This window comes from Streptomyces sp. SID14515 (genome assembly GCF_010548505.1).
Taxonomy (GTDB): Bacteria; Actinomycetota; Actinomycetes; order Streptomycetales; family Streptomycetaceae; genus Streptomyces; species Streptomyces caviscabies.
Genome location: NZ_JAAGMH010000097.1, coordinates 61,174 through 74,899, shown reverse-complemented (window position 1 = coordinate 74,899; position 13,726 = coordinate 61,174). Strand labels below are relative to the sequence as shown.

The 13,726-nt window shown below is 73.1% G+C and carries 11 protein-coding genes; 8 read left to right on the top strand and 3 right to left on the bottom strand.

From position 1 onward, the window contains the following. Positions 1–2: 2 nt before the first annotated feature. Together G3I54_RS20500 and G3I54_RS20495 are read left to right on the top strand one after the other, a co-directional pair. Positions 3–206 carry an MbtH family protein gene (locus G3I54_RS20500; protein WP_164616323.1) on the top strand — a complete coding sequence of 68 codons (204 nt, stop codon included), beginning with the start codon at positions 3–5 and terminating at the stop codon, positions 204–206. Then, on the top strand, positions 203–1,666 hold the full coding sequence (locus tag G3I54_RS20495; RefSeq protein WP_164616322.1) for a DHA2 family efflux MFS transporter permease subunit: 1,464 nt from the start codon (positions 203–205) through the stop codon (positions 1,664–1,666). Before G3I54_RS20500 ends, G3I54_RS20495 begins: the two co-directional genes overlap by 4 nt. A gap of 91 nt (positions 1,667–1,757) precedes the next feature. Here the strand turns inward: G3I54_RS20495 and fes are convergent, their stop codons facing one another. Next, positions 1,758–3,041 (bottom strand): enterochelin esterase, encoded by a 1,284-nt coding sequence (gene fes, locus G3I54_RS20490; protein WP_164616321.1) that lies wholly within the window; start codon positions 3,039–3,041, stop codon positions 1,758–1,760. A 72-nt stretch (positions 3,042–3,113) separates the two neighbouring features. Beyond that, a complete protein-coding gene (fhuB, locus tag G3I54_RS20485; protein WP_164616320.1) occupies positions 3,114–5,534 on the bottom strand; it encodes a Fe(3+)-hydroxamate ABC transporter permease FhuB in 2,421 nt (806 codons plus the stop codon). A 99-nt stretch (positions 5,535–5,633) separates the two neighbouring features. Here fhuB and G3I54_RS20480 point away from each other — a divergent pair, with 99 nt between their 5' ends. The 6 genes from G3I54_RS20480 (at position 5,634) to rho (ending at position 11,836) form a co-directional block, all read left to right on the top strand. After that, positions 5,634–6,464 carry a 2,3-dihydro-2,3-dihydroxybenzoate dehydrogenase gene (locus tag G3I54_RS20480; RefSeq protein ID WP_164616319.1) on the top strand — a complete coding sequence of 277 codons (831 nt, stop codon included), beginning with the start codon at positions 5,634–5,636 and terminating at the stop codon, positions 6,462–6,464. Between the two features lie 105 nt (positions 6,465–6,569). Then, a complete protein-coding gene (gene dhbC, locus G3I54_RS20475; RefSeq protein WP_164616318.1) occupies positions 6,570–7,775 on the top strand; it encodes an isochorismate synthase DhbC in 1,206 nt (401 codons plus the stop codon). Then, a complete protein-coding gene (locus G3I54_RS20470; RefSeq protein ID WP_164616317.1) occupies positions 7,772–9,412 on the top strand; it encodes a (2,3-dihydroxybenzoyl)adenylate synthase in 1,641 nt (546 codons plus the stop codon). Before dhbC ends, G3I54_RS20470 begins: the two co-directional genes overlap by 4 nt. Positions 9,413–9,461: 49 nt before the next feature. After that, positions 9,462–10,094: an isochorismatase family protein gene (locus G3I54_RS20465; protein ID WP_164616316.1), complete on the top strand. Its 633-nt coding sequence runs from the start codon at positions 9,462–9,464 to the stop codon at positions 10,092–10,094. Further along, a complete protein-coding gene (locus tag G3I54_RS20460) occupies positions 10,091–10,330 on the top strand; it encodes a phosphopantetheine-binding protein (RefSeq protein ID WP_032787168.1) in 240 nt (79 codons plus the stop codon). Before G3I54_RS20465 ends, G3I54_RS20460 begins: the two co-directional genes overlap by 4 nt. A 366-nt stretch (positions 10,331–10,696) precedes the next feature. Beyond that, a complete protein-coding gene (rho, locus tag G3I54_RS20455; RefSeq protein ID WP_164616315.1) occupies positions 10,697–11,836 on the top strand; it encodes a transcription termination factor Rho in 1,140 nt (379 codons plus the stop codon). Positions 11,837–11,864: 28 nt separating this feature from the next. Here rho and pgm read toward each other — a convergent pair whose 3' ends face one another. After that, a complete protein-coding gene (gene pgm, locus G3I54_RS20450) occupies positions 11,865–13,508 on the bottom strand; it encodes a phosphoglucomutase (alpha-D-glucose-1,6-bisphosphate-dependent) (protein WP_164616314.1) in 1,644 nt (547 codons plus the stop codon). Positions 13,509–13,726: the final 218 nt, after the last annotated feature.

Sequence of the window (13,726 nt, the reverse complement as noted above, 5' to 3'; positions counted from 1 at the left end):
CGATGAGCGACGCATCCGCCAACCCCTTCGACGCGGACGGTGAGTTCCTCGTCATGACCAACGCGGAGGGCCAGCACTCGCTGTGGCCGCTGTTCGCGGCGGTTCCGGAGGGCTGGTCGACGGCTCACGGTCCGTGCGCCCGGCAGGACGCGCTGGACTGGATCACCGCTCACTGGTCCGGTCCTCTCCCCGTCGCCGCCCGGTGAGCGGGCTGCTGATCCGGCCCCGGATACGTCCCCGGGTCGCGGTCGTCCTCGTCTACACGGCCGCGATGTGCATGAACGGCCTGGACTCGACGATCGTGAACCCGGCGCTCTACACGATCGCGGGCGACTTCGGGCGTCCGCTGTCGGCGGCGAACACCGTGGAGACGGCCTTCCTGGTCGCGCTCGCGGTGGGGCTGCCGGTGGCGGGATGGCTGGGCGACCGGTTCGGGACGAAGCGGGTGTTCCTCGGCGCGCTGACGGCGTTCACGATCGCCTCGGCGGTCTGCGGTCTGGCGCCCGATCTGACGACGCTGGTGGTGGCGCGAGCCGTACAGGGCCTGGCGGGCGGGTTGTTGACGCCGGTCGGGATGACGCTGCTGTTCCGGGCGTTCCCGCCGCACGAACGGATGAAGCTGGCCAAGGTGCTGATCGTGCCCACGGCCCTGATGCCCGCGCTCGGTCCGCCGCTGGGCGGGCTGCTCACCGAACACCTCTCCTGGCACTGGCTGTTCTTCGTGAACGTGCCGATCGGCACGGCGGCGGTGCTGCTGGGCGTGTTCGGTCTGCGCGAGCATGTCGAGGGCCCGGAGGGGAAGTTCGACACGGTCGGCTTCTGGCTGGCCACACCGGCGCTGGGGTTGCTGACGTACGCGCTCGGCTTCGGCCCCTCGCAGGGCTGGACGCGGCCCGCCGTGGCCGTGAGCGCGGTGCTGGGGTCCGTCCTGCTGGTGGCGGCGGTCGTGCATCAGACGCGCGCGAAGACGCCGTTGCTGAAGCTGCGGCTGTTCGCCGACCGGGTGTACGGGTCGGCCTCCGCGCTGGCCGGGGTGACCGCGGCCGGGCTGATGGGCGTGCTGTTCGTCTTCCCGCTCCTCTACCAGGCGAGCCTGGGGGCGTCGGCGCTGGACGCCGGGCTGAGCGTGTTCCCGGAGGCGGTCGGGCTGATGCTGGCCTCGCAGGTGGTGGACCGGCTGCTGCCGCGGCTCGGCCCCCGGCTGCTGACCGTGCCGGCGCTGCTGGTCGCTGCGGCCGTCTTCGGGGCGCTCGCCGTGCCCGGGGTGGCGGAGAACGCGTGGAGCGTGCGCGGGCTGATGTTCCTGATCGGTCTGGTGCTGGGGACGGCGGTGCTGACCGTGCAGATCTCCGGCTTCGAGTCGATCGCGCCTCCGGACATGGGCCAGGCGATGGGCCTGTTCCAGATCGTCCGCACGCTGGGCGGCGCGTTGGGCATCGCGGCCTGTGCGGCGGTGATCGGCGGCGGCCATGTCACAGAGGCCGCCGATCCGGGCCCGTACCGTACGGCGGTCTGGGTGACGGCGGCACTCGTCGCGGCGGGCGCGCTGATCGCGCTGCGGTTGCCACGCGAGGCCCCGCAGCCGCCGCCGTTCGACGACGAGGACGCTCCTGAGCCGCCCGGTGAGGACCTGGCGGCTCAGGAGGCCCCGGTCGCGAAGGGCTGAGCGGGCATACGAGTGAGGGGCGGGCGGCATCCGGAGGGGGGATGCCGCCCGCCCCTCATTCGTGGTCGGGATACGGAGTTACGCGGTCGCCTCAGCCTTCGCCGAGCAAGGCGGCCAGCCCGTCCGCGAGGCCGCCGCGCCAGCAGGCGTAGTCGTGGCCGCCGTTGAACTCGCGGTAGCGGACGTCGTATCCGCGGGCCCGCAGCACATTGCGGAATCTGCGGTTCTCCGCGAGGAGCATCCATTCCTGGAGGCCGACCTCCAAATGGAGGGTCACCGGCCTGCGCTCCGCCCAGGCGTACTGCCCGGTGAGCCATTCGCTGCCGCGTTCGTCGTCGGGCCACCAGAAGGAACCGGACTGCGAGAGGGCCAGGCCGAAGCGGTCGGGACGGTGGAAGGCCGCGAACGCGGCGGTGAGGCCGCCCGCGCTCTGTCCGGCGACGACGGTGCGTGCGGCGTCGGCCCCGGCCCCGTACTCCCGCTCGGCCCAGGGCAGCAGGGTGTCGGCGAGCCAGTCGACGAACGGGGCGCTGCACGCCAGGTCCTGCATGCGGCGGCCCATGGTGTCGACCAGGACCGCCACGGTGGGCGGCAGGTCTCCGTCGGCGTGCAGGTTGTCGAGGATGTCGCCGACGCCGAGGACCGGCCCCCACATCTCGCCGTCGAGGAGCACGGCGAGCGCGTACGGGCCGCCGTCCGGGCGGTGGCCGGGCGGCAGGTGGACGGTGACCCGGCGGCCGTCGACCTCGGCGTCGAGCGTCCGGCCCCGGGCCACGTCGTCGCGCCGCCGGGTGCGTGACTGCTCGGGGGCTTCGGGGAGTTCGAGTACGGAGGCGGGGTTGCGGCCGTCCCTGGAGGGCAGCGGGGCGCGGTCGTTGAGCGGGTCGGGTTCGGCGTGGTCGAGGACCCGGAGCCAGGAGGCCCGGTCGGCGCGCAGGGCGTCCTCGCGGGTGCCGTCGGTGGCGTGGAACTGGTACGAGGCGCGGTGGTCGGCGCGCAGCCGGTGGCTGATGGCCCAGACGCCGGTGCCCTCGATCCGTTCCATCAGGTGCGGTGCGAGGTCGCCCGCGTGCCGGTCCTTGTCGGTGACCGTGTGGACGAGGGCCAGGACATGGGTGGCGGGGCGCGCGGGGTCCTCGCGGCGGACGAAGGTGACGAGCCGGTGGTCCGGGTCGCCCTCGGGGTCGGGTTCGACGAGCGGCGTGCCGGTGGCGGCCGCCCGGAGCCAGAACTCCTCCTCGGCGTCGGGCTTGTCGTCACGGACGTCCGCGAGGAGCGTACGCAGCAGGGGGCTTCGTACGGCGGTCGGCTCGGTTCCGGTCGGTCCCTCGGATACGGGAGGGGCCGGGGGGTTCCTGCGCGGCGGGTAGGTCATGGATGTCTCGCTCTTCTGTACGGGGGCGACGACGGCGGTGTGGCGACAGGCCCTACAGGTGGATGGCAGGCCCTACACGCGGGTGGCGGCGGAGCGGCCGAGCAGCACCCAGAGCAGGAAGGGGCCGCCGAGGACGGTGGTGACGATGCCGACGGGGAGTTCGACGCCGTCGAAGGCGATACGGCCGAGGGTGTCGGCGGCGACGACGAGGACGGCGCCGGTGAGCATCGAGCCGACGAGCGGGACGCGCAGGGGTCCGGCGAGCCGGGAGGCGATGACCGGGGAGGCGAGCGCGACGAAGCCGACGGGGCCGCAGATGCCGACGGCCAGGCCCGCGAGGGCGACGGCGAGGAGCAGGGAGAGGGCGCGGACCCGGCCGGGGGCGGAGCCGAGCGAGGAGGCGGTCGCGTCGTCGAAGCGCAGGACGCCCAGATGGCGGGCGACGGCGAGGCTGATCGGGACGAGGATCGCGAGACCGATGAGGACGGGTACGGCGACGGAGTAGCTGCGTCCGTTGAGGCTGCCCGAGGTCCATACGTACAGCGAGCTCGCGGAGGAGAGGGACCGGCGGGACAGGACGACCTGGGTGATCGCGGAGGCCAGGGCGGACATGGCGAGGCCGACGACGAGGACGCGGTAGCCGCGTTGGCCGAGGCCGCCGGAGACGGTGGTGACGACGATGACGGCCACCAGGGCGCCGATCGGCCCGGCCCACCAGGCGCCGAAGGATCCGGTGGCGCTGAGAGTGACGGAGAGCAGGACGGCGGCGGTGGCCCCGTCGTTGACGCCGAGGAGTTCGGGGGTGGCCAGGCGGTTGCGGGCCAGGGTCTGGGTGAGGCAGCCGGCCAGGCCGAGGGCGGCGCCCGCGGTGAGTCCGGCGACGATGCGGCCGAGGCGAAACTTCTGGACGAGCAGCACGTCGAAGCGGTCGCCCTGGCCGAGCACCGCGCGGAAGGTGCGGCCGACGCCCATGTCGCTCTGGCCCGCGTACGCGGAGAGGACGACGGCGAGCAGGAGGGCCCCGGCGAGGGCGAGGGCGGCGAGGGCGGCGCGCCGGGTGACGAGGAGCGAGAGCGGTCCGCGGCGCAGGACGAGGGTGTCGGCCGGGCGGACCCGCAGGGTCTTCGGGGTGCGGCGGGCGGGGCGGGGCAGGGTGATCCGGAAGCGGCGGGGGCGGTCGGGGGCGCGTTCCTCGGTGGCGGGTTCCGTCATGCCCATCGAGGCCAGCTGCTTGGAGCGGACGATGGCGATGAGGACGGGGGCGCCGACGAGGGCGACGATGACGGAGACGGGCGCCTCGAAGGGCCGGGAGACCACCCGGGCGGCGATGTCGGAGACCGTCAGGACACAGGCGCCGATGAGTCCGGCGAGCAGGATGCGGGCCGCGAGCCGGGTGCCGGCGAGGGCGCGGGCGAGGAAGCCGGCGAGCAGGCCGAGGAAGGAGATGGGCCCGGCGAGCGCCACGGCGGCGGCGGTCAGGAGGGTGACGCCGATGGCGACGACCGTACGGATGACGGGGGGCCGGTGGCCGAGGCTGCGGGCCAGGTCGTCGCCGAGCGCCAGGGCGGAGAGCGGGCGGGCGACGAGGAGGGCGACGAGGAAGCCGATGGCGAGGACGGGGGCGAGGCGGCCGAGTTCGCCGAAGCCCTCGACTCCGGCGAGGGAGCCGAGGACCCAGAAGCGGAATCTGTCGTAGGTCTCGGCGGAGTTGACGACGATGACGCTGGTGAGTCCGCCGAAGGTCGCGCCGAGCGCCGCGCCCGCGAGGACCAGGCGCATGGGAGAGCCGCCGCCGCGTCTGCCGGATATGAGGAGGACGAGGCCGCTGGCGACCACCGCGCCGACGAAGGCGCAGACGAGGTAGGCGTAACCGGAATCGAAGCCGAGGAGTGCGATGCCCGCGACGACGCCGAGCGAGGCGCCCGCGTTGACGCCGAGCAGTCCGGTCTCGGCCAGGGGGTTGCGGGTGACCGCCTGGAGCAGACAGCCGGCGACGCCGAGGGCGGCTCCGACGAGCAGGGCGGTGAGGGTGCGCGGCAGGCGCAGGTCGCCGACGACGAGGGAGAGCCGGGCGTTGTCGCGCGCGCCGTCCCGGCCGAGCAGGTAGTCCAGGACGCCGCCGGGGCCGACCTCGCCCGCGCCGATGGAGAGGGACAGGGCCGTCAACAGCAGGACGGCGAGGGCCAGTCCGGCGACGGCGAGGGCGACGGTCCGCCGTCGCGGGTCGGCGGTGGAGCGGGACGCGTCGGGGGCGACGGCCGGCCCGTCGGGGGCGGCGGATGCGTCGGGAGCCGCGGGCGCGTCGGGGGCCGGCCGGGGGGCGGAGGGCTGTCCGATTCCCGACGTTGTTCCCTTTTCGGTTCCCGGAGATGCTTCCTCGTGTGCGGCGGGCGGGGCCTCCGTCCGGCGGTCGGCTTCGCCCCCGTCCAACTGAACGGTCGAGGAGTCATGTTCGGGAGCCGAGGCCGTGGTCCCCGTGCGCGGCGTTTGCATAAGGTGAGGCTAGCCTAAGTAGATATCGGCGGCTCGACCCCCTTCTGGGCGGTCGAATGAATTTAGGTTACCCTTACCTAACAACGGAGGAGGTTGCTCATGCCTGAGCACATACCGGGCAGAAGCGGCGAGTTCATCGGCCGCACCGCTCTGGTCACCGGTGCCGCACAAGGCATCGGCGCGGCAGTCGCCGACCTGCTCGCCACCCTCGGCGCCCGTGTGGCCGCCACCGATCGCGCCCTGCCCGGCATCGAGGCGCTGGCCGCCGAGTGGACCCGGACGCAGGAGAAACTGCCCGGTGGCGAGCGTTCGGCAGGCAGCCTTGACCCGTATGTGATGGACGTCACCGACCGTGGCTCGGTGGAGAGCACCGTGGCCCGCGTGGAGCGCCAACTCGGCCCGGTCGATGTCCTGGTGAATGTCGCGGGCATCCTGCGCACCGGCCCGGCGGCCGTGCTCTCCGCGCAGGACTGGGCGGACACCTTCGCGGTGAACGCCACCGGCGTCTTCCATGTCTCCCAGGCGGTAGCCCCGCTCATGGCGGCCCGCGGATCCGGCGCGGTCGTCACCGTCGGCTCCAACGCCGCCGGAATCCCCCGTACCGGCATGGCCGCCTACGCCGCCTCCAAGGCGGCCGCCGCCATGTTCACCAAGTGTCTGGGCCTCGAACTCGCCCGCAGCGGCGTCCGCTGCAACGTCGTCGCGCCCGGCTCCACCGACACGCCGATGCAGCGCGCGCTGTGGACCGACCCGGGCGCCGAACAGCGTGTCATCGACGGCGACCCCTCGACGTACCGCACCGGCATCCCGCTGGGCCGGATCGCCGACCCCGGGGACATCGCGGAGACGGTGGCGTTCCTCGCCTCGGACCGCGCCCGCCACATCACCATGCAGGAGCTGTACGTCGACGGCGGCGCGACCCTGCGCTGACCGCCCGCCCGCCTCCTCCCCTTACTTCTCGCCTTCCTTCGCCTTCCTTCACCCTCCCATCCAGCCCCCGCACCCGCTGACGGGACCATCGAGAATGGAGTCCCCGTGTCGACGGCATCCCAGGTCGCCACGCACACCGCCCCGGCCGAACCGGCCCACCCGGCCGTAGGAGCGGCCACGTCACTGCTGGACGCCTACACACCGGGCGACCACTTTCTCGCCACCCCCGGACGCACGCTGCTCGCACGGGGCCCGGGACGCCATGTCCCGCACGACGAGAGACCGTTGACCGCCCGGGTGGACGCCACGCTCGCCGCGGCGGTCGCCGCCGGCCAGGAATCGCCGGTGGTCATCGGCGCCATCCCCTTCGACCACACCGCCCCGGCCGCCCTCAGGGTCCCGGAGTCCGTGCGCACCGCACCGCCGCTCGCCTCCGACCCGCTCATCGCCCTGCCCGCGAGCGCGCCCAGCGCCGGGACCTGGGAGATACGCCAGGTGCCCGAACCGGAGATCTACGGCAAGGGCGTCGCCTCCGCCGTGGAGCGCATGTGGCGCGGCGAGTTCAGCAAGGTCGTGCTGGCCCGCACCCTCGAACTCACCTCCGGCGACCCGCTCGACCTGCCCGCGATGCTCCAGCGCCTCGCCCGCCGCGACCCCTCGGGCTACACCTTCGCGCTGCCGACCGGCCCCGACCGCACCCTCATCGGCGCCAGCCCCGAGCTGCTCGTCTCCCGCCACGGCAAGCAGGTAGTCGCCAACCCGCTCGCCGGGTCGACCCCGCGCAGCGCCGACCTCGCCGAGGACGTACGCCGGGCGGCGACGCTGCTGGAGTCCGTCAAGGACCTGCACGAGCACGCCGTCGTCGTGGACGCCGTCCACCAGGCGCTCGCGCCGCACTGCACGCGGATGACCGTCCCGGCCCGCCCGACGCTCATCCGCACCGCCACCATGTGGCACCTGTCCACCACGGTCACCGGCACCCTCACCTCCCCCGACGCCTCGGCGCTGGAGCTGGCCATGGCGCTGCACCCGACGCCCGCCGTGTGCGGGACGCCGACGCGGACGGCCCGTCAGGTCATCGCCGAGACCGAGCCGTTCGACCGCGGCTTCTTCACCGGTGTGGTCGGCTGGGGCAACGCCGAGGGCGACGGCGAATGGGTCGTCACGATCCGCTGCGCCGAGGCCGAGGAGCGCACGCTGCGCCTGTACGCCGGAGCGGGCGTCGTCGCCGCGTCCGAGCCCGAGGCGGAGACCGCCGAGACCGCGGCCAAGTTCCGCACCTTCCTGAGCGCCGTGGGAGCCGAACTGTGAGTACGGACGCGGCGGCGCCGACCTGGCCCGCCGAATTCGCGGAGAAGTACCGGGCGGCCGGCTGGTGGCGCGGGGAGACCTTCGGGGAGATGCTGCGGCAGCGCGCCGAGGCTCATCCGGACCGGGTCGCGATCGTCGACCCGGTGGCGGGCAGCCGGTGGACGTACGCCGATCTCGACCGGCGCGCCGACCGGCTGGCGGCGGGCTTCCTCGCCCGCGGCATCGTCAAGGGCGACAAGGTGGTGGTGCAGCTCCCCAACATCGCCGAGTTCTTCGAGGTGATCTTCGCGCTGTTCCGGATCGGCGCGCTGCCCGTCTTCGCGCTGCCCGCGCACCGCGAGAGCGAGATCACCTACTTCTGCGAGTTCACCGAGGCGGTGGCGTACGTCATCGCCGCCGAGCACGGTGGCTACGACTACCGTGAACTGGCGTCGAAGACCCACGCCAATGTGGGCACGCTGCGCCATGTGTTCGTGGCCCAGGGGGATCCCGGCGAGTTCGAGGCACTGTCCGAGGTCGCCGAGGAGCCGGTCGGCTACGGCGGGCCCCGCCCGGACGACCTGGCCTTCCTCCAGCTCTCCGGCGGCAGCACCGGCGTCCCGAAGCTGATCCCGCGCACCCACGACGACTACATCTACTCGCTGTGGGGCTCCAACGAGATCTGCGCGGTCGACGAGAACAGCGTCTATCTGTGCGTCCTGCCCGCCGCCCACAACTTCCCGCTCTCCTCGCCCGGTTCGCTCGGCACGCTGTACGCCGGTGGCCGTGTGGTGCTGTGCCCCCAGCCCTCGCCGGAGGTGGCGTTCCCGCTGATCGAGCGCGAGGGCGTCACGATCACCGGGCTCGTGCCGCCGCTGGCCCTGCTGTGGACGGAGGCCGCGCCGGGCACCGCGCACGACCTCAGCAGCCTGGAGGTGCTGCTGGTGGGCGGCGCCAAGTTCAGCGAGGAGGCGGCGCGCCGGGTGCGGCCCGCTCTCGGCTGCACGCTCCAGCAGGTGTTCGGCATGGCCGAGGGGCTGGTCAACTACACCCGCCTCGACGACCCGGTGGAGACGATCGTCACCACCCAGGGCCGTCCCATCTCGCCCGACGACGAGATCCTGGTCGTCGACGACGAGGACCAGGAGGTGGCCCCGGGCGAGACGGGTCATCTGCTGACCCGGGGCCCGTACACCATCCGGGGCTACTGGAACGCCCCCGAGCACAACGCCCGTTCCTTCACCGAGGACGGCTTCTACCGCACCGGTGACATCGTGCGGGTCACCGAAACCGGGCACATCGTCGTTGAGGGGCGCGCCAAGGACCAGATCAACCGGGGCGGCGAGAAGATCGCCGCCGAGGAGGTCGAGAACCACATCCTCGCCCACCCGGCCGTGCACGACGCCAACGTGGTGGCCGAGCCCGACCCGTATCTGGGCGAACGCGTCTGCGCCTACGTGATCCTGCGCTCGGGCGCGGGCCCGCTCAAGGCGGTGGCCGTCAAGCGGTTCGTCCGCGAGCGGGGGCTGGCCGCCTACAAGGTGCCGGACCGGGTCGAGTTCGTCGACGCGTTCCCGCAGACCGGCGTGGGCAAGGTCTCCAAGAAGGACCTGCGCAACGCCGCCGCCCGCACAGGTTCTCCCTCCCAGTCCCGCTGAACAACTCCCCGTCCCACTGAACGACTCCCCGAACGGAACCCTCTCCACCATGGCTCTGCCCGCCATCGTCCCCTACCCCATGCCGTCCGCCGACGAGCTGCCCGCCAACCGGGTCGACTGGACCGTCGACCCGGCGCGTGCGGTGCTCCTCGTCCACGACCTCCAGAACTACTTCCTGTCGGCGTACGACCGCGAGGCCGCGCCCGTGCCCGAACTGCTCGCCCATGTGGCCGAGTTGAAGAAGGACGCGGCGCGCCTGGGCGTGCCGGTGCTCTACACCGCGCAGCCCGGCGGCCAGAGCGCCGAGGAGCGCGGTCTCCAGCAGGACTTCTGGGGCCCCGGCCTCCCGGCCGACGAGCGGCTGGCGGCCATCGCGGACGAGGTCGCGCCCGACGCGGGCGACACCGTGCTCACCAAGTGGAAGTACAGCGGCTTCGTCCGCACCGATCTGCTGGAGCGCCTGCGCGAGCAGGGCCGCGACCAGATCGTCATCACCGGCGTCTACGCCCACATCGGTGTGCTCATGACCGCGTGCGACGCCTGGATGCAGGACATCCAGGCGTTCGTGGTGGCCGACGCGGTGGCGGACTTCTCGGCCGAGGACCACGCCATGGCGCTGCGGTGGGCCGCGGGCAAGTGCGCCGTCGTCACCACCGCCCGGACCGTCTTCGAAGGGAAGTGACCGCTGTGGCGCTCACGCTCGAACAGCTCCGTGCCGATGTCGCCGATGTGCTCGGCGAGGACCCCGAGGAGATCCCGGTCGACGAGAACCTCGTCGACTACGGTCTCGACTCCGTCCGTCTGATGTCGCTGGCGGCCGCCTGGCGCCGCGACCACGGCATCGAGGTGGCCTTCGCCGACCTCGCCGAGAAGCCCGCGCTGGAGTCCTGGGCGCCGCTGCTCGGCGTGACCGGCTGACCCCGCGGCCCGTCCGCGACCCGCTGCGGTCACCGAGGGCGGTGGGAACCCCGAACATCGGGGTTCCCACCGCCCTCGACGTGTGTCCGGGGCTTGCCCGACGTACTGTGCGACCCCCGTCCGGCGCATAGTGGTACAGTGCGATGAGCACATGTGCATGCCCCTTCTCTTCGGGCACCGGTGCTGATTCCTCTCCACCGCTGTCGCGCCCGTCCTTTCCGACCGGCGATCAGCTTCTTCCCAGCGTTCTCGCTGTCTCTCCGGCGACCTGCCCCGGGCCTCCGTGCCCCCGGTGTGTGGCGTGATTTCTGCCGCCCCTCCGTACGCCGGTCCCTTCATTCGCCTGTCCGCGAAAGGACCCCTCCCATGACCACCACACTCGAACGCCCCGTAACCGGTAAGCAGCGACCCGTCCGGGTCGCCGGACTCCTCGACACCACCGACAACGGACACGGCATGCTCCGGGTCCACGGCGGCCACCCCTCCCCCGACGACATCCAGGTGTCGTCCGCCCTGATCCGCCGCCACGGGCTGCGCGGAGGCGATGCCGTCGAGGGCGACTGCGACCGGCCGCGCGTCCTGTCCTCGGTCGACCGCGTGAACGGGCTCGCCCCGGACGCCCTGCGGGGCCGTCGCCGGTTCCACGAGCTGACGCCCGTCCACCCCCGCGAGCGGCTGCGGCTGGAAACACCGCACGGCGGGCCCGCGCCGCGCGTCGTCGATCTCGTCTCCCCCGTCGGCAAGGGCCAGCGCGGCCTGATCGTCGCACCGCCCCGGACCGGGAAGACGGTGCTGCTCCAGCAGTTGGCCGCGGCCGTCGCCACCAACCACCCCGAGACGCACCTGATGGTGGTGCTGCTCGACGAACGGCCCGAGGAGGTCACGGACATGCGCCGCTCGGTACGCGGCGAGGTGTACGCGTCGACCTTCGACCGGCCGGCGCGGGAGCACATCGCCCTGGCCGAGCTGGCCGTCGAGCGCGGCCGGCGTCTCGTCGAGCAGGGCCGGGACGTGGTGATCCTGCTGGACTCCCTCACCCGGCTGTGCCGGGCGCACAACAACGCGGCCCGCGCGGGCGGCCGGACCCTGAGCGGCGGCGTCGACGCGGCAGCGCTGAGCGGGCCCAAGAAGCTGTTCGGCGCGGCCCGTTGCGCCGACGAGGGCGGTTCGCTGACCATCCTGGCGACGGCCCTCGTGGAGACCGGTTCGCGGGCCGACGAGTTCTTCTTCGAGGAGCTGAAGGGCACCGGCAACATGGAACTGCGTCTGGACCGCTCCGCCGCCGAAGCGCGGATCTTCCCGGCCGTCGACATCGCCCGGTCCGGCACCCGGCGCGAGGAACTCCTCTTCGGTACGGGCGAGTTGGCAGCCGTACGAGCACTGCGCCGCGCCCTGAACACACGGGACGGCCAGGGCGCCCTTCAGGTGCTGCTCGACAAGGTCCGGCGCACCCCGGACAACGCGGCCTTCCTGCGTCAGGTGCAGCCGACGGTGCCGGGCGCCTGAGCCCCGGCACCGGTCGGCGGCCCGGCTTCTACGCGCCGCCCAGCGCTTCGGAGACGAGCGCCCGGGCCTCCTCCTGGACCTGGGCGAGGTGGCCGGGGCCCTGGAAGCTCTCCGCGTACACCTTGTAGACGTCCTCGGTGCCCGAGGGGCGGGCGGCGAACCAGGCGCTGTCGGTGCAGACCTTGAGGCCGCCGATCGCCGCGCCGTTGCCGGGGGCCTCGGTGAGGACGGCGGTGACGGGTTCTCCGGCCAGGGTGTCGGCCTTGACCTGCTGCGGGGAGAGCTTCGCCAGAACGGCCTTCTCCTCGCGGGTGGCGGGTGCGTCGATGCGGGCGTACGCCGGATCGCCGAAGCGGTCGGTGAGCCGCGCGTAGTGCTGGGAGGGCGTGTGACCGGTGACGGCGGTGATCTCGGAGGCGAGGAGGGCCAGCAGGATGCCGTCCTTGTCCGTGGTCCAGACCCGGCCGTCGCGGCGCAGGAAGGAAGCCCCGGCGGACTCCTCGCCGCCGAAGCCGAGGCTGCCGTCGTGGAGGCCGTCGACGAACCACTTGAAGCCGACCGGCACCTCCACCAGCGTGCGGCCGAGGTCGTGGGCGACCCGGTCGATCATGGACGAGGAGACCAGGGTCTTGCCGATGCCGGTCCCGGCGGCCCAGCTCTCGCGGTGGGTGTAGAGGTAGTCGATGGCGACGGCCAGATAGTGGTTGGGGTTCATCAGCCCGCCGTCGGGGGTGACGATGCCGTGCCGGTCGGCGTCCGCGTCGTTGCCGGTGGCGATGGCGTACGCGTCGCGCTGCTCGATCAGCGAGGCCATGGCGTGCGGCGATGAGCAGTCCATGCGGATCTTGCCGTCCCAGTCCAGCGTCATGAACCGCCAGGTGGGGTCGGCCAGCGGGTTGACCACGGTGAGGTCGATCCGGTGGCGTTCGGCGATCCGCCCCCAGTAGGCGACGGACGCGCCGCCGAGCGGGTCGGCGCCGATGCGGATGCCCGCGTCCCGGACGGCGTCGAGGTCGAGGACGGAGGGCAGGTCGTCGACGTACGCGGTCAGGAAGTCGTGGCGGCGGGTGGTGTCGGCGGCCAGGGCGCGGGCGTACGGGATCCGGCGGACCTCGCCGAGCCCGGCCTCGATCAGGGCGTTCGCCCGGTCCTGGATCCAGGAGGTGGCGTCCGAGGCGGCCGGTCCTCCGTTCGGCGGGTTGTACTTGAAGCCGCCGTCGGCGGGCGGGTTGTGCGACGGGGTGACGACGATGCCGTCGGCCAGGTGCTCGGTGCGCCCCTGGTTGTACGTGAGGATGGCGTGCGAGACGGCGGGGGTCGGGGTGTAGCCGTCCTCGCTGTCGATGAGGGCGGTGACGCCGTTGGCGGCGAGCACCTCGAGGGCGGTGACCCGGGCGGGTTCGGAGAGCGCGTGGGTGTCCGCGCCGAGGAACAGGGGTCCGTCGGTGCCCTGGCGGGCGCGGTAGTCGCAGATCGCCTGGGTGGTGGCGGCGATGTGGTCCTCGTTGAACGCGGCGGCGAACGCGGAGCCCCGGTGTCCCGAGGTGCCGAAGGCCACCCGCTGGGCGGGCTCGGCCGGGTCGGGGTGGAGGGCGTAGTAGGCCGTCACCAGCCGGGCCACGTCGACCAGGTCTGCGGACTGCGCCGGGTGACCGGCCCGTTCGTGCACCATCGGGTCTCCTCGTACGTCTTCGTCGTCGGCCGGCCCGCGGGGAGACGGGCCCGGCACACCGGGGAAACGATCACCCCGGTCCGTACCCGATTCTGCTCTCTCGACCGCCCCGGTGCGCGACCGGTTCACGCCTTCCTCGTGTCGCTCCCCGGCCGGAGCCGCGCCGCGCCCCCGGTCATCGGCGGACCGGGGGCGCGGAAACCCGTACGGGCAGGGGG

Bases quoted from the DNA above. Each gene is read 5' to 3' on its own strand.
- G3I54_RS20465 (WP_164616316.1), top strand. From the start codon at position 9,462: ATGGCTCTGCCCGCCATCGTCCCCTACCCCATGCCGTCCGCCGACGAG.
- G3I54_RS20480 (WP_164616319.1), top strand. From the start codon at position 5,634: ATGCCTGAGCACATACCGGGCAGAAGCGGCGAGTTCATCGGCCGCACC.
- fes (WP_164616321.1), bottom strand. From the start codon at position 3,041: ATGACCTACCCGCCGCGCAGGAACCCCCCGGCCCCTCCCGTATCCGAG.
- rho (WP_164616315.1), top strand. From the start codon at position 10,697: ATGACCACCACACTCGAACGCCCCGTAACCGGTAAGCAGCGACCCGTC.
- pgm (WP_164616314.1), bottom strand. From the start codon at position 13,508: ATGGTGCACGAACGGGCCGGTCACCCGGCGCAGTCCGCAGACCTGGTC.
- G3I54_RS20500 (WP_164616323.1), top strand. From the start codon at position 3: ATGAGCGACGCATCCGCCAACCCCTTCGACGCGGACGGTGAGTTCCTC.
- fhuB (WP_164616320.1), bottom strand. From the start codon at position 5,534: ATGCAAACGCCGCGCACGGGGACCACGGCCTCGGCTCCCGAACATGAC.